The following is a 16,390-nucleotide window of genomic DNA, read 5'->3' as shown; positions in this document are numbered from 1 at the left end:
CTTTCATTCGCAAACGGGCGAACGGAAGCAGTCTAATTTTTTTTGTGGAATTCCCTTTCTATAATGATAGAACGACAGGCCTTTTAACCTCAGTTATCAATACTTGGCAGACAGTCGGCGGAAAGGGAGGGGATTTTTGAAAGAGGATATGTGTAATGATTTCCACTCCAGGCACTCGCTTTCCGCGGGCGGTCCGGGAGCCTCCTCGACGCTTCGCGCCTGTGGGGTCTCCCTTGGACGCGCTTTTCCCGCAGGAGTCTCGTACCTTCCGTTCCAATCAACTGGAGCTTCTTTTTTAAGAAATATTGTAGGAAAACTGGCTCTTCTTCTCCAATTCGTCTACAGTCTGGCGGTTTCATCAATTTTTCGACAAAAGGAGTTTCGAATTGCACTCGCCCCGAACCAAGATTTTAAAAGTAAACTTGATGTTTTTTACTAGTCTATACCGATGCAACCCTCAATAGATAGAAGAAAATTGCGACACTTCTTCCGAAAAACTGACTAGCCGAGACCCCGCAGACGCTTGGCAGGCAGTCGGCGGAAAGGGAGCGGATAAATAACATATCACTTCTATTCTCTATTAAATGAGAACAAACTTTTCCAACTCTGCTACTTTTTCGTTAAAAAGTCTTATATAAACTTTGATGGGAACTTAAAAGGAGGGATGACAGTGAAAGTAGCATTACGGACATTATTGGAGCGATCAGTGAAAAAGATGGGCAAAGGGATGAATCCTGTTGTGAAGGCATCAGCATTGGAAATGGTCGAACGTGCTTATAATGAAGGAATCACGGTACAGATAAGTGCAGGTTATCGCTCTTTGGAAGAACAAGCCAACCTTTATGGTCAAGGACGAGTTTACAGCTACAAAGGAAAAAACTATAGTAATCTAGCTAAACCGATTGTGACGAAGGCTAAGCCTGGGCAATCCTATCATAATTATGGACTGGCTATTGACTTCTTCATAGTGAGTGATGATGGCAGGAGAGCGATATGGACAGTTAATTCAAAATGGCAGCGAGTGGCAGCCATAGGTAAGGATTTAGGATTTAAATGGGGCGGCGATTGGAGTTCATTCAAGGATTACCCCCACTTGGAGATGACAGGCGGGTTATCATATACACAGTTACAATCAGGAAAAGGTCCCCGCCTTACCTTCAAATTAGAAAAAAGGGAAATGCAGAAAACCGGCAAAGGAGATAATTATATCATTTCGATTCAACAAACGTTAAATGGCCGATATGAAACGAATATTGAGTGTGATGGGTTTTATGGTCCCAAAACTCGAACGGCCCTTATAATAGGTTTCCAAACGGAATTGAATAAGCAATTCAATAAAAAGCTTGTTGTCGATGGGAAATGGGGACCTAAAACCAAAAATGCGATCGTCACCATAAAAAAAGGCGCTAGCTGCAATATCACATGGATCCTGCAAGCAACGCTCTATATGAAAGGATATAATGGGCCCCTTGATGGAGAATTCGGAAAAAATACCGAGACGGCATTATACAAATACCAAAGAGCAAGCGGGATATCCGCAGATAAGCTTGCAGGTAAAGAAACATGGAATGATTTGTTTGCTTGATATAGAAACCATACTGTTAGCAGAAAGTTAAAGCTGTGGCAAGAGTGCACCAACTGCCTTTTTTCATTACTTATACTAAATATTAATTATGGATTGCAAAGTTCTTAATATTCCTTTAGAGTACGTACCTGTCGCTATTTTAGTATGAGCTTCCTTGGCTTCTTGAGTTGCATTCCCTACAAGGTAGCCATGTTTAACACTTTTTAACATGAGCAAATCATTTCCGCTATCCCCGAAAGCAAAGGCTTGCTCCCGACTCAGCCCGAATTTGTCTAGCATAAATCGTACAATCTCATTTTTACCAGTACCTAATGGGATAAAGTCTATATCATAACTATCTTCAGGATCGCCGGCAAGGGGATTACAACGATTGATATTTACCCCTATCCCATACTCTTTAGCCACCCTCTGGATGGTGGATAAGTTCTTCTTGTCGACAGATTCATGTTGTATTTGATAATAATAATTTCTTTTATAGCGTGAACTTCCCATTTGAGTCTGAGGAATCAATGGTATATTGCCGTTGAGTAGAACATTATAAATTTCATCGACTTTCCGTTTATTAAATTCTTCGATATTAATCTGTGAATGCCAATCTGGATCATTTTCCAAAAAGTTATTTTCTGAGAAATAGGTGATTTCGGTACCTAAGTCACTTGCAATAAAATGGGGAAAAAATCTGAATCCACCATGTTCCATTTTATGTAATATTGATTCGATACTACTCCCTGTGACCCAGCCAAAGACAAGTTCTTCATCATTACTTTTTGCTTCTAAGTAATTTTCAAGTTCATATAAATCTTCCTGTCTCTCGTGACTCATGGAGTGAGGATAATAGGTTTCATCAAAATCACAGAATACAATGTATTTTGGGTCATCAACCTTTGGCAATAACTGAAACCCGCCCTTTTTATTCAATAACATAACAATCCCTCCATTAGCTAAAAATATAACTTTTTAAAATACAACTCAGCAGTAAAATTTTGTTAATATATTAGGAACGGTTTAATAATAACTTCTGAAATCGATAACATGTCAACCACTTATTACAAGGATGGGATTAAATGACGAGAATTAGCGAGATAGCCAAGATATGTAATGTCTCTAAAACAACGGTATCCAGAGTCTTAAATAATCATCCATATGTATCGAAAGATAAAAGGGAACAAATCTTAAAGGTCATGGAAGAGCTTGATTATGCACCAAGTTCACTAGCCCGGAATTTTAGGACAAATAAAACCCAGACCATTGCAATATCAGTCCCAAGTTTCGATCATCCATTCTTTGCCCAATTGGTTAAAGGAGTATCTCTAGCAGCCTTGGAAAATGATTATAAAGTTCTTATTTTTCAAACTTTTTATGATGCGAAAAATGAATTAGATGTTATGGGAAAATTAAAGAATAGAGAAGTAGATGGGGTTATTTTAGGAGCGTTAGAAAATGAATGGAATGTAATCAAGCCTTATTTGAAATACGGCCCAATTTTACTGTGTAATGAATACCATCATTCCGCCTCTATACCAATTATTGGTTATGATGAATTCGAAGCGACATACAAAGCTGTTAATCATTTAATAAAAAAAGGCCATAGGAAGATAGGTTTTTGCTACGATACTTCTTATAGTCAGGCTCAGATTCAAAGAAAAGAGGGGTTTTTAAAAGCTTTAGCGGATAATAATTTACTACATAATGAAGACTGGATATTTGGGCATGGATTTAATATTGAAGATGGATTCCGTATTTGTGATGAAATATTAAAATTAAAAGAAAAACCTACTGCTTTATTTACTGGAAATGATCAGGTCGCAGCAGGAATTATTAAAAAGGCAGCCATGTTGGGCTATAAAATACCGGAATACCTAGCTATAGTTGGTTATGATAATCAATCTATTTGCCAAGTCACAACCCCCACCATAACCACAATTGATATACCAATTATGGAATTAGGACAACGCACTGTAATAGAATTGATAAAATATTTAAGTAATGATTTGAAATTAAAGCGCGACATTATTAAATTGCCTACCAAACTTAAAATCAGAGAATCAACCTAACCATCATTAAGATATAAAACTTCATATTCAGGTTTTATCCTTTGAGCAGTAAATGAATGGTTAGCGGATGGGGTGTAATCCGACCTATCTCAGGAAAAATCCGACCTACCCTGGCAATAATCCGACCTATCTCAGGAAAAATCCGACCTACCCCGGCAATAATTTGACCCACGCGGAAATAATTCGACATACTTCAAGCTTATCCGTCCTACCCGGGAATAATTCGACTTTCCCGGGAAATAATTCACCTAAACCCAGCATAATTCGACTTCCCCTGGCAAGAACTCATTCAAGTTCGAGGCACCAATCATTGCATCGCATAAAGCTCCCCAGTGGGTATTCGAATTCACATTCGGAGATGAGGATGAAGCCGAGCTTGCGGCAAATCGCGTTTGATGCAGGATTATTGATGGAAGGGAAAGCGTGAATATATTTGTATTTTCGTTCGGCTATGATTTTCTCTATCAGTGCCTTCACGGCATGAGATGCGATTCCTTTTCCTTGGAAGGAAGGGAGGACGCTCCAACCGATTTCATACACATTTTCATCGTTCCACACTTTTTGCCAGTAGCCAACGGAGCCGGCCGCCTCTGCTTCTGGAAATGAGTTGATGCTAAACATGCACCCTTTATCTCCAATCTGTAGATACCGTTGATGGCGTTTCAGGATTTGTTCATTACTTTCTGGTCCGCCAAGATGTTCCATCATTTCTGGGGCATTTAGTTGAAATAGTAATTCAAGGTCTTTATCTTCCCACGGTTTAATTTCTATTTTCGTTTCTTTGCTTCGTTCTGTAATCCGACTCACCCCTAGAATTTTATATTTTCTTATATAATCTTCTTGGCTTAATGCGAGATTCCTTTATTTGACCTTAGTATTCTATTGCCTTTGTGTTGAAGTTTGATTTTAATAAGATTAAAGAGATGAATGTTTCCCATTAAATGCTATAATTTACAGGTGATTCTATCAAATGGCAGAGAACGGAGATGAAGAAATGAAATCTTCAGTAAATCAGTTTTCCACTCAATTTGAATGGATATTGAATGTGATCAATGTGGGTGTCCATATTGTGAATAAAGATGGGGATACGGTTTTTTACAATGAAATGATGGCACATATCGACGGGCTTGATCGTGAGCAGGTGCTGGGGGAGAATATTTTTCAGCTTTATCCTTCATTGACTGATGAATCCAGTACGCTGCATGTAGCATTGGAAAAAGGCAATGAAACGATTGAGTCCATTCAAACATATGTCAACTTAAAGGAGAAAAAGATAACGTCCATCAATAGTACGTATCCTTTGTATGAGGATGGTGAAATCATTGGTGCAGTGGAAATCGCAAAGGATATTACGAAGGTCATGAATATGTATGACCAAATTGTCGATTTGCGTTCCCAGCTGGCCGAGACCCATAGGAAAAATAAGTTCTCTGAAGGGACGGCGACCTATCATTTTAGTGATTTGATTGGTAATAGCCCTGCTTTTCAGCAAGCGATTTCCTTGGCGAAAAAAGCGGCCCGTACACATTCCCCAGTCATGATTTATGGACCAACAGGGACAGGGAAGGAACTTGTCGCTCAAAGTATACATAATGTAAGTGCTCAGCGAAATCAGCCATTCATCGCGCAAAACTGTGCGGCTGTTCCCAAGGAATTGATGGAGGGGCTGCTGTTCGGTACGACGAAAGGGGCTTTTACCGGAGCGATGGATCGCATGGGCATTTTTGAACAGGCAAATGGCGGTACCCTTTTCCTTGATGAGCTGAATAGCCTCGACCTCGGCCTGCAGGCAAAATTGCTCCGAGTGCTACAGGAAGGTGAGGTGCGCCGTGTTGGAGGTTCGAAAGAGCAAAAGATTAGTGTGAAAATCATTGCTGCGATGAACATTTCTCCAGAAGAGGCGTTGGAGCGGGGAATCATTCGCTCGGATTTATTCTTTCGCCTCAATGTCGTGACGATCCAGATGCCTTCTCTTTCGGAGCGTAAAACGGATATTCCGGAAATCGTCAATCACTTTATTCTAAAATTCAACAAATCATTTTTTACGGAAGTGCGCGGGATCAGTCATAAGGCGATGCAGCGGCTTCTTCAATATCCATGGCCAGGGAACATTCGTGAGCTGGGACATGCCATCGAGTTAACCTTTAACGTCATGGACGCTGGGGAAGATATGATTGATGAACATCATCTTCCTGCTTATCTTTTCCCGTCAGGAAATTATGCTGCAGCAAATGCGCAGAGCCAGCCTTCCCCATTGAAAAACAGGATTGATTTACCTGTCGTTCTTGAAGAAATGGAAAGGGAAATGATCATCAATATGTTCGAGAAATATAACGGGAATATCAGCAAAACGGCAGAAGCCCTCAATATTAAAAGGCAGGGATTGCAATATAAGTTAAACAAGTACGGCATTGAAAAAGTTTATACGGCAGGGTCGAAGGAAACCAAGTGAATTCAGGTTTTTTGGAAACGCTGTCACTTTCTTGATCATGATGTAACGTGAAGAGGGCTCTTGTGTAAAGAGAGCCTTCTTTTTTTATTGCCTGGTGCAAAGAATCTGGCTGCAAAAAATTATGCATAATGAAAAATATCTTGCGATTTTCAGCTAGGTTTACCCCCATTTGCTTATGATTTCCTTGTTATCAATGTTGGCATCATTCTTGCGAGAGTATATAGATAAGTTCTTATAATAAGGGGGCATTATTAATGAATTTGATGGGAATGGATGTAAAACATAAAGAATACCTAGGTGGACGCAGGCATTATAATGATATCGAATTGTGGAAGGATGTAACGGAAGAGCAGTGGAATGATTGGATCTGGCAATTGACCAATACGATTAAAACACTGGATGATCTGAAAAAGGTCGTCAACCTGACACCTGATGAAGAAGAAGGAGTCCGGATTTCGACTCAAACGATTCCATTGAACATTACACCTTATTATGCATCTTTGATGAATCCCGATGATCCTCGCTGTCCGATTCGTTTACAGTCGGTACCGCTTTCGGCAGAAATGAACAAGACTAGATATGATTTGGAGGATCCGCTGCATGAGGATGAGGATTCCCCAGTTCCAGGATTGACGCATCGTTATCCGGATCGCGTTCTATTCCTTGTAACGAACCAATGCTCCATGTACTGCAGATATTGTACGCGACGCCGTTTTTCAGGTCAGGTTGGCATGGGTGTTCCCAAGAAGCAGCTTGACGGGGCGATTGAATATATCCGGAACACTCCGGAAGTGAGGGACGTACTGATCTCTGGAGGAGACGGCCTGTTGATCAATGATAAGATCCTTGAATACGTATTGAGTAACTTACGTGCCATCCCGCATGTGGAAATCATTCGGATCGGCACACGTGCACCGGTCGTTTTCCCGCAGAGGATTACTGAAAATTTATGTAATATTCTGAAAAAATACCATCCGGTTTGGCTGAATACGCATTTCAATCATTCACTTGAACTGACGGATGAAGCGAAAAAAGCATGTGATATGCTCTCGATGGCAGGAGTGCCGCTTGGGAATCAGGCAGTCATCCTGGCTGGTATCAACGATAGTGTCCATATCATGAAAAAGCTTATGCATGACTGTGTAAAAGCAAGGGTAAGACCTTATTACATTTATCAATGTGATCTATCTGAAGGGATTGGCCATTTCCGGGCGCCGGTTTCAAAAGGATTGGAAATCATTGAAGCGCTGCGCGGGCATACATCAGGATATGCAGTGCCAACCTTTGTGGTGGATGCTCCTGGCGGTGGCGGAAAGATTGCCTTGACTCCGAATTACCTTCTTTCGCAAAGTCCGGATAAAGTCGTTTTACGGAACTTTGAAGGAGTAATCACAAGCTATCCGGAGCCGAAGAATTATGTTGCCGGCAGTGCGGATGCTTACTTTGATGAAGTGTATGGTACTGCGGATAGGAAAGAAGCCGTCGGGATTTCCGCTCTTATGACGGACGAGAAATTCAACTTGGTGCCGGAGGGCCTTCGTCGTCTTGACAAGAGAAAAGCGTATGAAAGCACTGATGAACATGCTTCCTTGAAGGATCGCCGTGATAAACGGGATGAAATGAAGGAAAAATTAAGGTTAGCCCAAGAAAAAAAGAACGCCATGGCCGCCAGTGGCTCGGTGAAATCTGATGGCAAGGAGGAATGAAGATGGACTGCTTATGGTGCAATGCCCCAAACGTAGAAGAAAGTGAAAAGAAGGATTGTTACTGGATCATGCCTGACGGGAAACGCTCAATAAAAGTCCTTCAAGTTCCAGCCTTGAACTGTCCTGAATGTGGAATTTATGTATCTGATTCGATGAATCAAAAGGTGGATGAAGCCTTATCCATATATGATGTGAGTGAATATCCTGACGAATTTACGTATGATCAGCTTCTTCAGGCACCTGTCAAAAAATTATTCAATTGGAAATAAAATGCCGGGAGAAGCGGATGATATGCATCTCTTCTCCCGAATTCTTTAAATAAGGGGGGTACATAATGCCTGTTCAAAAGCTGCCTTTTTTCACCCAAATGGAGACCGGGGATTGTTATACGATGGAGCTCTATCATGATCATGCCAATCAGCGCTTGCGTATGGATGATTATCGGGGAAATATCAAAAAAGGGATCGATCGGGCCCTTGCCATTGCAAAGGAGCAGGGCTTTACAAAAGTGATACTTAAAGCGAGGAAAGAAGATTTATCAGCAGCGTTGGGTAAAGGATTCATGCTGGAAGGAATATTGAGCAAGTATTTCAAAGGGAATGATGCTTATTGCATGGCCTTCTATTTAACGGATGAAAGGCGAACAAGCGACTTTTGGGTCAAGGAAGATAAAGTAATCCAAGATGTAAGTGAGATTTCTAGACTGATTGAATCTCAGCAAATACCTAAGGATTATATCCTCCGGTTTGCTACGGTTGAAGATGCAAAAGAGCTGGCGAATTTATATGGTGCCATCTTTGAAACCTATCCTACACCGATGAATGATGAGCGATATATCAAGAAAGTGATGGAGGAAGGCACGATCTTTAGTGTTATCGAATATGAAGGAACCATCGTGAGTGCTGCATCCGCTGAAGTGAATGAGATGTATCACAATGCTGAATTAACGGACTGTGCAACAATTCCCCAACATCGGAAGCATGGTTTCATGAAGGTGCTCATCTCCGCCTTGGAACAAGAATTGTTCAGGAAAAACATTTATTGCTCTTATTCGTTAGCGCGTTCATTGTCAATGGGCATGAACGCCGTCTTTCATCAGCTGGGATATGAATATGGCGGCAGATTAACGAAGAATTGCAATATTTGGGATAAGTATGAGGACATGAATATTTGGGGTAAAGATTTATCCCTCAAGTAGGAGGATTATTTTTATGGCTAAATACACTTGGGTCGATAAAGAAACCTGTATTGCGTGCGGGGCATGCGGTTCAACAGGTCCTGAGATTTATGACTATGACGATCAAGGGATCGCTTTCGTCATCTTGGACGATAATCAAGGGATTGCCGAGGTTCCTGAGATTCTGCATGATGACATGCAAGATGCTATGGAAGGCTGCCCTACAGAATCCATCCTGATTCAGGATGAGCCTTTTAGGATAGGTTCCTTTTAAAAACTTAATATATTGATAGATAATGTGTACGAACGTTAAAAAGGAGAGATGACATGACACGCAATTATTTGATTAAGCCTACTTTAGATCATGACTATCCCACTATCTCTCATGGGAATGGAATTTATCTTTATGATACAGATGGAAAGCAGTATATAGACGGATCATCAGGTGCTGTTACGGCAAGTATTGGCCATGGTGTAATGGACGTTGTCGATGCAATGACGGAGCAGGCCCGCAAAGTTTCTTTTGCATACAGGTCTCATTTTACGAGTGAAGCCGCAGAGGCATTGGCCAAAAAGCTAAGTGATTTGGCTCCAGGGGATTTGAATTGGTCATTTTTCGTGAATAGCGGATCCGAAGCGACCGAAACGGCGATGAAGATAGCGATTCAGCATTGGCAAGAAAAAGGATATGAGCGTAAAAATCGTATCGTCTCCAGATGGACGAGTTATCATGGGATTACGATGGGCGCTTTATCGATGTCAGGTCATGTACCGAGGAGAAAGCGTTTTGTTCCGCTATTGGAAGATTTCCCTAGCATTTCCGCTCCCTACTGTTATCGATGTCCTTATAATAATGAATTTTCCGACTGCAAGCTTCAGTGTGCAAATGAACTGGAAACAGCCATTCAAAGGGTCGGCTCAGAGAATATCGCAGCCTTCATCGCAGAACCGATCATCGGGGCATCCGCTGGTGCTGTAACACCGCCGGATGGTTACTATCAAAGGATTAAGGAAATCTGCGAAAACTATGACATTCTCTTTATCGCCGATGAGGTAATGACGGGAATCGGACGGACAGGAAAAATGTTCGCTATGGAACATTGGGGAGTCGACCCGGATATCATCGCATTGGGTAAAGGAATGAGCGCCGGTTATACTCCAATGGCAGCCACAATGGTTAGTGACCGTGTCATGGAGCCCATTTTAAAAGGCTCGAATTCAATCATGGCTGGACACACATATAGTGCAAATCCTCTATCTGCAGCCGTTTCATTGGAAGTGCTTTCCTACATTGAGGGAAATGACCTGGTTCAGGCAGCGGAAGAGAAAGGTCAATATCTATTTAAGAAGCTGCAAGGGTTGGCTGGGAAATTCGACATCATTGGTGATGTACGGGGGAAAGGGCTTCTCCTCGGACTTGAGTTTGTCTCAGATCGGATGTCAAAAACGCCATTCGACTTGCAAATCGGCCTGACCACTAGGCTTGTCAATAAGGCGTTTGCGAAGGGATTGTTGATCTATCCTGCTGCAGGTGCGATTGAAGGAATCGCTGGTGATGCGGTTATCCTATCTCCGCCATTAATCATTACGACTGAAGAAATCGATCGCCTCGTCAAGATACTGGAAGCTTCCCTTGAAGAGTTGCAGCGTGAATTGCACTCGGAAGGTTTGATTGAGGACATGCAGGCTATTTAGGAGGAACGGTATGAAGCAGGTCATTACGAAGAAAAACAAAATTGTGACCCTGGAAGAAGCACTGGAGCATATTTCCGATGGATGCACACTCATGTATGGCGGATTTGGCGGAGTGGGGACTCCCCCCACGCTCGTGCAGGGTATCCTGGCCAAGGGTGTTAAGGATTTGACCTTGATTGGCAATGATACAGGATTTCCTGACATTGGCATAGGCCGGCTTGTGACTGCTGAAAGGGCAAAGAAAGTGATTGCCTCGCATATCGGATCCAATCCTAATGCCGGCAGGCTCATGACTGAAGGGAAGCTGCAAGTCGAATTTTCACCGCAAGGGACATTGGCTGAACGGATTCGTGCTGGCGGTGTAGGCTTAGGCGGGATTTTTGTCGATGTCGGGATTGGTACGATAGCCGAAGAAGGCAAGAACAAGATTGTGATAGAAGGAAAAGAATACTTGGTGGAAACCGCTTTGACGGCTGAAGTAAGCATCGTCCATGCCAAAAAGGCTGATTCGCTGGGGAATTTAGTGTACGACAAGACTGCATGTAATTTCAATCCGCTGGTCGCGATGGCTGGAGCCTTCACGATTGCTGAAGTGGAGGAAATCGTTCCTGCAGGCGAATTGGATCCGGAATGTATTGCCACACCAGGCATTTATGTAGATATGGTGATTCCGACAAAAGGGGTGAATTGGAAATGGGCATGGCAGTAGATGTACGAAATCGCATCGCGAAACGCGCCGCCAAGGAAATCCATGATGGACTGATCGTCAATTTAGGCATCGGCATCCCTACCTTGGTGGCAGATCACATACCTCAAGATATCTCTGTGCTGTTCCATGCGGAAAATGGAGTTCTCGGTACCGGTCCAAGTCCTGATCCCGGGAAAGAAGATCCTGCCCTCTGTAATGCGGGAGGTTTCCCGATCACCACTGTACCGGGAGCTTCTTACTTTGACAGTGCAACGGCATTTGGAATGATCAGGAAAGGATACATCGACATCACCATACTTGGAGCCCTGGAAGTGAGTGAAAAAGGGGATTTGGCGAATTGGATCGTCCCAGGAAAGCGGGTGCCGGGGATGGGCGGGGCAATGGAACTTGCCCAGAAAGCCAAAAAGGTGATCGTCCTGATGAATCACGTGAATAAGCAGGGTGAATCGAAGATCTTGAAGACATGTACGCTTCCATTGACGGCAAAGCAGAGTGTGGATTTAATCATTACGGAAATGGCAGTCATGGAAGTTACACCGGAGGGATTGGTGCTGAAGGAAGTCATGACGCCATATACCGTGGATGATGTGATAAGGAATACAGAGGCAACATTGAAAATCCATGCTGCCGTCACCACCATTGAATAAGATTATGTGTAATTAAGGAGGATAAACGTGCCGGATATAAAAAAACGGATAAACCAATGGATCAAGGATAATCGGGAAGAAGGAACAAACCTTTTGCAAAAAATGGTACAAGCCCCGAGTACGCAAGGAAATGAAGCAGGGGCTCAAGCCATCGTCGCCCAAAAGCTGCAGGGAATGGGTTTGCAGATCGATAGTTGGGAACCTGACGGCGGCGAGCTGAAAAAGCATTCTTATTTTTATTCTCCGCGCAGTGAATTTTCCAACAGCCCCAATGTGGTAGGTATCATGAAAGGGACTGGAGGCGGACGTTCCATCATACTGAACGGACACATCGATGTGGTTCCGGATGGAGACCGGGATCAGTGGGACGACGACCCATATAGCGGAGCCATTAAGAATGGAAGAATGTTTGGACGCGGAGTAACCGATATGAAGGGTGGAAATGTATCGCTGATCCTTGCGATGCAGGCATTGAAGGAAAATGGCATCCAATTAAAGGGAGATGTCATTTTTCAAAGTGTGATTGAAGAAGAAAGCGGCGGGGCCGGAACATTAGCAGCCGTCCTGAGGGGATATAAAGCCGATGCTGCCCTGATCCCTGAGCCGACGAATATGAGGATTTTCCCGAAACAGCAGGGTTCGATGTGGTTCCGAATCTCTGTTAAAGGACGGTCAGCCCATGGCGGAACAAGGTATGAAGGCGTTAGTGCGATTGAAAAAAGCATGACCGTAATCAATCATATCCGTGCCTTGGAAGAAAAGCGAAATGCACGTATCATTGATCCGCTTTATCAGAACACGCCTATTCCGATTCCGATCAATCTTGGTGTCATTGAAGGCGGTAATTGGCCGTCATCCGTTCCCGACCTTGTGAAGGTCGAAGGAAGGATGGGCGTTGCGCCAGAGGAAACGATGGAGCAGGCGAAGGAAGAAATGGCCGCCTGGTTATTGCAGCTGGAGGAAGTGGACCAATGGTTCAAGGAAAACCCGGCCGTATTGGAATGGTTCGGGGCACGCTGGGTACCAGGTGCAATTGATGTAGAGCATGAACTGATGAATGCGCTTGTTCATCAATATCGGCAAGTTGCCGGACAGGACCCGGTCATTGAAGCATCCCCTTGGGGAACGGACGGGGGATTGCTGACACATGTCGGTGAAACGCCTGCAATCGTTTTCGGGCCAGGAGTAACCGAGGTTGCCCACTATCCAAATGAATATATCCTGCTGGACAACGTATTCTCCACAACGGAGATCATTGCCCTTACTTTAATTCAATGGTGCGGAATGGAGACTGAGCAGGATGGGGTCACACAGGCAGGGAATAGGGAGACGATACCAGGCAATGGCAATTAAACTGGATAGTATTCCAGCAAGTAAAGCGAAAAGCGGTTATTAAAAAAACTTTTTACTATTTCTTGAACTTTTAACTTTAAAAGAAAATGAGGTAGGAACCATATGGACATGAATCTCATTGATAATCAAGAACCGACAGTTAAAAGGCAACTGAAAGCAAGGCATATGACCATGATTGCCATCGGCGGTTCAATAGGAACCGGATTATTTCTGGCAAGCGGGGCAACCATCCAGAGTGCAGGGCCCGGTGGTGCCCTCGCTGCATATGCCTGCATTGGAATCATGGTTTATTTCCTGATGACGAGCTTAGGGGAAATGGCGACATATATGCCTGTGTCGGGATCATTTTCCACCTACGCCACACGCTTTGTTGATCCCGCATTCGGCTTTGCACTTGGCTGGAATTATTGGTTTAACTGGGCAGTAACCCTTGCTGTGGAAATAGCTGCAGCAGCCATCATCATGAAATTTTGGCTCCCTGATGTACCCAGCCTTATATGGAGCGCATTGTTTCTTGGAATCGTCTTCACCCTCAACGCCCTATCCATTAAAAGCTATGGTGAATCTGAATATTGGTTTGCCTTAATAAAAGTCGTCGCCATCATTTGCTTTATCATTATTGGTTTATTGACCATATTGGGGGTTTTTGGCGGAAAGGTGATCGGATTTGAAAACTTCACCATGGATGAGGCACCATTCAAGGGAGGATTTTTATCGATCATCTCAATCTTTCTAATCGCGGGATTTTCTTTTCAAGGCACAGAACTGGTTGGTATTGCTGCCGGAGAAAGTGAAGAACCCGAAAAAAATGTTCCGAATGCGATCCGCCAAGTATTTTGGCGCATCCTCTTATTTTACATCGGGGCCATCCTGATACTCGGTCTCTTAATACCTTATACGAGTCCAAGTTTGTTGAACGGAGATGTCGAAAACATTTCTGTAAGCCCTTTCACACTAGTCTTTGAACGGGCAGGACTGGCATTTGCGGCATCAGTCATGAATGCTGTCGTGTTAACCTCCTTACTATCTGCAGGGAACTCGGGGCTATATGCATCAACGCGGATGTTATGGTCGATGGCAAAAGATAAACAAGCTCCCAAATTCCTGGCCAAAGTCAACCGCAGGGGAATCCCGATGAATGCTTTGATCATCACGTCCTTAATTGGAGGACTCGCCTTCTTGACCTCCATTTTCGGGGACCATGTATTTACATGGCTATTGAATGCATCCGGGCTGACTGGCTTCATCGCCTGGATTGGAATCGCCATAAGCCATTATCGCTTTAGACGTGCCTATGTTGCACAAGGTGGTGACCTAAACGAATTGAAATATAAAGCAAAATGGTTTCCATTCGGTCCGATTCTTTCATTCGCACTGTGCATGCTTGTCATTGCAGGACAGAATTATGAAGCATTCCTAAGCGGCAGCATCGACTGGTATGGCGTCGCTGTCTCCTATATCGGATTGCCGATATTCCTGGTAGTCTGGTTAGGATACAAGTTTTATCACAAGACCAAATTAATATCACTAAAAGATTGTCAATTCGATAAATCAGATGTGGCTTGATACCAATGGAAAAAACCTGAGACCCCTTTGGGGACTCAGGTTTTTTATGGGGATTTGTATGAAAATCCAGGTATATCTCCGAAAATAGGAATATATCTTCGAAAATCCAGTTATATCTTCGAAAATCCAGTTATATCTTCGAAAATCCAGTTATATCTCCGAAAGCGGAAATTATCTATTAAAGTTCGAGATATGGTAATTTTTGCAATAAAATCATTTTTTAAAAGCTGAATAATTGGGGAAGTGGTGCAATATTATTCTATGTACGATTATACTGTGGATGAAAGGAAACTGATGATGAAAGAGGCGTTTCGCGGTTCTGGAATTGGAGTCATTTTCATGGCGTTCTTCGGTACACTATGGGCAGGTACCGGTGTAATGGGATTGCAGGGGTGGGGGTTTCCCTACGTGGAACTCGCAGCCATATTGGTCGGAATCATAATGGTTATCGGAGGCATATCATTAATTCATGCATCACAAAAAATGTCCAATCAAGTTTCAGAAAATGGGGCTAGGCGTCTGAAGCGTATCGGATTTTTGTTTAATATGGTTTTCATTGCCGAAGGTTTGCTGATTGGAATTGCCATTGCCATCTGTAACTTGATAGATCAGATTGATCTTATACCAGGCATCATCGCCATTATTGTTGGGATTCATTTTTTACCTTTGGCGTCACTTTTCAAAATCAAGGTTTACTATGCAACAGGAGTGCTTCTCTGTTTATTGGCGCTTATCACATTGCTTATTGTGCCAGACACCGTCATGTTTGGGGAGCATCAAATCCTTGCACCGTTATCATTGCTCGGCTTCGGATGTACCCTAATTCTCTGGACCACTGGACTTACGCTATGGCTTGGAATAAAGAATTCAAGTCGAACGATAGCCGATGAAGATTGAACTCATCAAAAAACCCGTCATGAAGAACGGGTTTTTCATTTCGATTAATTTTTCATCCAGGTCAAGAGCCTGACAATTTGAAATGGCTCATTCCAAACGAGAATGAAACTTAAAAGAAAGAATGCAGCCACAGCCAAAAACTTCAACTTTCCTTTTTCATTGATAAACATGGCCCCTAAACTGCAAAACATACCAATAAGCAACGCACCGAATCCTGAAATCATAAGCAGCTCGGAGGCTTTTGCTAAAGCAAGGGAACAGCAAAATGATAGTGTACCAATCACTGCAAAAACGATAGACCAATTGCTTAAACTTTTCATAGAGACTCCTTTTTTACTAATTATACCAATTTAGTGTTTGTAATGAAATTAATAAATTTAAGGTTGTCACTTATGGGAATATATTGTAATATATATAACAATATAAAAATCCATTTACATTTTTAGAAGCATTGATAAGGACATGAATCATTTTTACGGTCTGCAGAGAGGGGAGGGCAGCTGCGAACTTCCTGGCTTAGGAAACTGATTTACCGCCTTTGAGCTATAT

17 protein-coding genes are annotated in these 16,390 nt (G+C 42.9%); 14 read left to right on the top strand and 3 right to left on the bottom strand.

The annotated features are described in order from the left end of the window. Nucleotides 1-136: 136 nt before the first annotated feature. Both ACIROD_RS08255 and ACIROD_RS08250 read left to right on the top strand, forming a co-directional pair. On the top strand, nucleotides 137-439 hold the full coding sequence (locus ACIROD_RS08255) for a hypothetical protein (protein WP_402939456.1): 303 nt from the start codon (nucleotides 137-139) through the stop codon (nucleotides 437-439). A gap of 225 nt (nucleotides 440-664) precedes the next feature. Beyond that, the gene (locus tag ACIROD_RS08250; protein ID WP_483878372.1) at nucleotides 665-1,585 is read left to right on the top strand and encodes a M15 family metallopeptidase; all 921 of its coding nucleotides are present in this window, start codon (nucleotides 665-667) and stop codon (nucleotides 1,583-1,585) included. A 75-nt stretch (nucleotides 1,586-1,660) separates the two neighbouring features. Here ACIROD_RS08250 and ACIROD_RS08245 read toward each other — a convergent pair whose 3' ends face one another. After that, complete coding sequence (locus tag ACIROD_RS08245) at nucleotides 1,661-2,509, bottom strand: HAD-IIB family hydrolase (RefSeq protein WP_402939451.1); 849 nt, start codon at nucleotides 2,507-2,509, stop codon at nucleotides 1,661-1,663. 140 nt (nucleotides 2,510-2,649) lie between these two features. Between ACIROD_RS08245 and ACIROD_RS08240 the strand changes: the two genes are divergently transcribed. Next, nucleotides 2,650-3,639, top strand: a complete 990-nt coding sequence (locus ACIROD_RS08240) for a LacI family DNA-binding transcriptional regulator (RefSeq protein WP_402939448.1) — start codon at nucleotides 2,650-2,652, stop codon at nucleotides 3,637-3,639. A gap of 285 nt (nucleotides 3,640-3,924) precedes the next feature. Here the strand turns inward: ACIROD_RS08240 and ACIROD_RS08235 are convergent, their stop codons facing one another. Further along, a complete protein-coding gene (locus ACIROD_RS08235) occupies nucleotides 3,925-4,437 on the bottom strand; it encodes a GNAT family N-acetyltransferase (RefSeq protein ID WP_402940158.1) in 513 nt (170 codons plus the stop codon). 172 nt (nucleotides 4,438-4,609) lie between these two features. Here ACIROD_RS08235 and ACIROD_RS08230 point away from each other — a divergent pair, with 172 nt between their 5' ends. The 11 genes from ACIROD_RS08230 to ACIROD_RS08180 all read left to right on the top strand — a co-directional run bounded on the left by ACIROD_RS08230 (nucleotide 4,610) and on the right by ACIROD_RS08180 (nucleotide 15,841). Continuing rightward, nucleotides 4,610-6,091 carry a sigma-54 interaction domain-containing protein gene (locus ACIROD_RS08230; RefSeq protein ID WP_230178220.1) on the top strand — a complete coding sequence of 494 codons (1,482 nt, stop codon included), beginning with the start codon at nucleotides 4,610-4,612 and terminating at the stop codon, nucleotides 6,089-6,091. Between the two features lie 269 nt (nucleotides 6,092-6,360). After that, a complete protein-coding gene (gene kamA / locus ACIROD_RS08225) occupies nucleotides 6,361-7,797 on the top strand; it encodes a lysine 2,3-aminomutase (protein ID WP_214745095.1) in 1,437 nt (478 codons plus the stop codon). Between the two features lie 2 nt (nucleotides 7,798-7,799). Continuing rightward, nucleotides 7,800-8,066 (top strand): YokU family protein, encoded by a 267-nt coding sequence (locus tag ACIROD_RS08220; RefSeq protein WP_063232442.1) that lies wholly within the window; start codon nucleotides 7,800-7,802, stop codon nucleotides 8,064-8,066. Between the two features lie 65 nt (nucleotides 8,067-8,131). After that, nucleotides 8,132-8,995 carry a putative beta-lysine N-acetyltransferase gene (gene ablB, locus ACIROD_RS08215; protein WP_402939443.1) on the top strand — a complete coding sequence of 288 codons (864 nt, stop codon included), beginning with the start codon at nucleotides 8,132-8,134 and terminating at the stop codon, nucleotides 8,993-8,995. Nucleotides 8,996-9,008: 13 nt separating this feature from the next. Then, nucleotides 9,009-9,248 (top strand): ferredoxin, encoded by a 240-nt coding sequence (locus ACIROD_RS08210; protein WP_328177501.1) that lies wholly within the window; start codon nucleotides 9,009-9,011, stop codon nucleotides 9,246-9,248. A 53-nt stretch (nucleotides 9,249-9,301) separates the two neighbouring features. Further along, entirely contained in the window at nucleotides 9,302-10,669 is a 1,368-nt protein-coding gene (locus tag ACIROD_RS08205) for an aspartate aminotransferase family protein (RefSeq protein WP_402939439.1), read from the top strand. Nucleotides 10,670-10,679: 10 nt separating this feature from the next. Beyond that, a complete protein-coding gene (locus ACIROD_RS08200) occupies nucleotides 10,680-11,378 on the top strand; it encodes a CoA transferase subunit A (RefSeq protein WP_402939436.1) in 699 nt (232 codons plus the stop codon). Continuing rightward, complete coding sequence (locus ACIROD_RS08195; protein ID WP_402939433.1) at nucleotides 11,363-12,025, top strand: 3-oxoacid CoA-transferase subunit B; 663 nt, start codon at nucleotides 11,363-11,365, stop codon at nucleotides 12,023-12,025. The genes ACIROD_RS08200 and ACIROD_RS08195 overlap by 16 nt, the downstream gene beginning before the upstream one ends. A gap of 27 nt (nucleotides 12,026-12,052) precedes the next feature. Then, entirely contained in the window at nucleotides 12,053-13,378 is a 1,326-nt protein-coding gene (locus tag ACIROD_RS08190; protein WP_402939430.1) for a peptidase, read from the top strand. Between the two features lie 102 nt (nucleotides 13,379-13,480). Further along, entirely contained in the window at nucleotides 13,481-14,944 is a 1,464-nt protein-coding gene (locus ACIROD_RS08185) for an amino acid permease (RefSeq protein WP_402939427.1), read from the top strand. A 261-nt stretch (nucleotides 14,945-15,205) separates the two neighbouring features. Further along, entirely contained in the window at nucleotides 15,206-15,841 is a 636-nt protein-coding gene (locus ACIROD_RS08180; protein WP_402939425.1) for a DUF7010 family protein, read from the top strand. Nucleotides 15,842-15,885: 44 nt separating this feature from the next. On the opposite strand, the gene ACIROD_RS08175 is transcribed toward ACIROD_RS08180, so the two are convergent. After that, nucleotides 15,886-16,161, bottom strand: coding sequence for a hypothetical protein (locus tag ACIROD_RS08175; RefSeq protein WP_402939422.1), 276 nt, complete (start codon nucleotides 16,159-16,161; stop codon nucleotides 15,886-15,888). Nucleotides 16,162-16,390 lie beyond the last annotated feature (229 nt).

The sequence above is a fragment of the Peribacillus sp. NPDC101481 genome (genome assembly GCF_044767165.1).
Taxonomy (GTDB): Bacteria; Bacillota; Bacilli; order Bacillales; family DSM-1321; genus Peribacillus.
This window is presented reverse-complemented; position numbering and strand designations above follow the sequence as displayed.

Bases quoted from the DNA above. Each gene is read 5' to 3' on its own strand.
- ACIROD_RS08185 (WP_402939427.1), top strand. From the start codon at position 13,481: ATGGACATGAATCTCATTGATAATCAAGAACCGACAGTTAAAAGGCAA.
- ACIROD_RS08180 (WP_402939425.1), top strand. From the start codon at position 15,206: ATGTACGATTATACTGTGGATGAAAGGAAACTGATGATGAAAGAGGCG.
- ACIROD_RS08250 (WP_483878372.1), top strand. From the start codon at position 665: ATGACAGTGAAAGTAGCATTACGGACATTATTGGAGCGATCAGTGAAA.
- kamA (WP_214745095.1), top strand. From the start codon at position 6,361: ATGGATGTAAAACATAAAGAATACCTAGGTGGACGCAGGCATTATAAT.
- ACIROD_RS08205 (WP_402939439.1), top strand. From the start codon at position 9,302: ATGACACGCAATTATTTGATTAAGCCTACTTTAGATCATGACTATCCC.
- ACIROD_RS08220 (WP_063232442.1), top strand. From the start codon at position 7,800: ATGGACTGCTTATGGTGCAATGCCCCAAACGTAGAAGAAAGTGAAAAG.
- ablB (WP_402939443.1), top strand. From the start codon at position 8,132: ATGCCTGTTCAAAAGCTGCCTTTTTTCACCCAAATGGAGACCGGGGAT.
- ACIROD_RS08175 (WP_402939422.1), bottom strand. From the start codon at position 16,161: ATGAAAAGTTTAAGCAATTGGTCTATCGTTTTTGCAGTGATTGGTACA.
- ACIROD_RS08210 (WP_328177501.1), top strand. From the start codon at position 9,009: ATGGCTAAATACACTTGGGTCGATAAAGAAACCTGTATTGCGTGCGGG.
- ACIROD_RS08240 (WP_402939448.1), top strand. From the start codon at position 2,650: ATGACGAGAATTAGCGAGATAGCCAAGATATGTAATGTCTCTAAAACA.
- ACIROD_RS08230 (WP_230178220.1), top strand. From the start codon at position 4,610: ATGGCAGAGAACGGAGATGAAGAAATGAAATCTTCAGTAAATCAGTTT.
- ACIROD_RS08200 (WP_402939436.1), top strand. From the start codon at position 10,680: ATGAAGCAGGTCATTACGAAGAAAAACAAAATTGTGACCCTGGAAGAA.
- ACIROD_RS08195 (WP_402939433.1), top strand. From the start codon at position 11,363: ATGGGCATGGCAGTAGATGTACGAAATCGCATCGCGAAACGCGCCGCC.
- ACIROD_RS08245 (WP_402939451.1), bottom strand. From the start codon at position 2,509: ATGTTATTGAATAAAAAGGGCGGGTTTCAGTTATTGCCAAAGGTTGAT.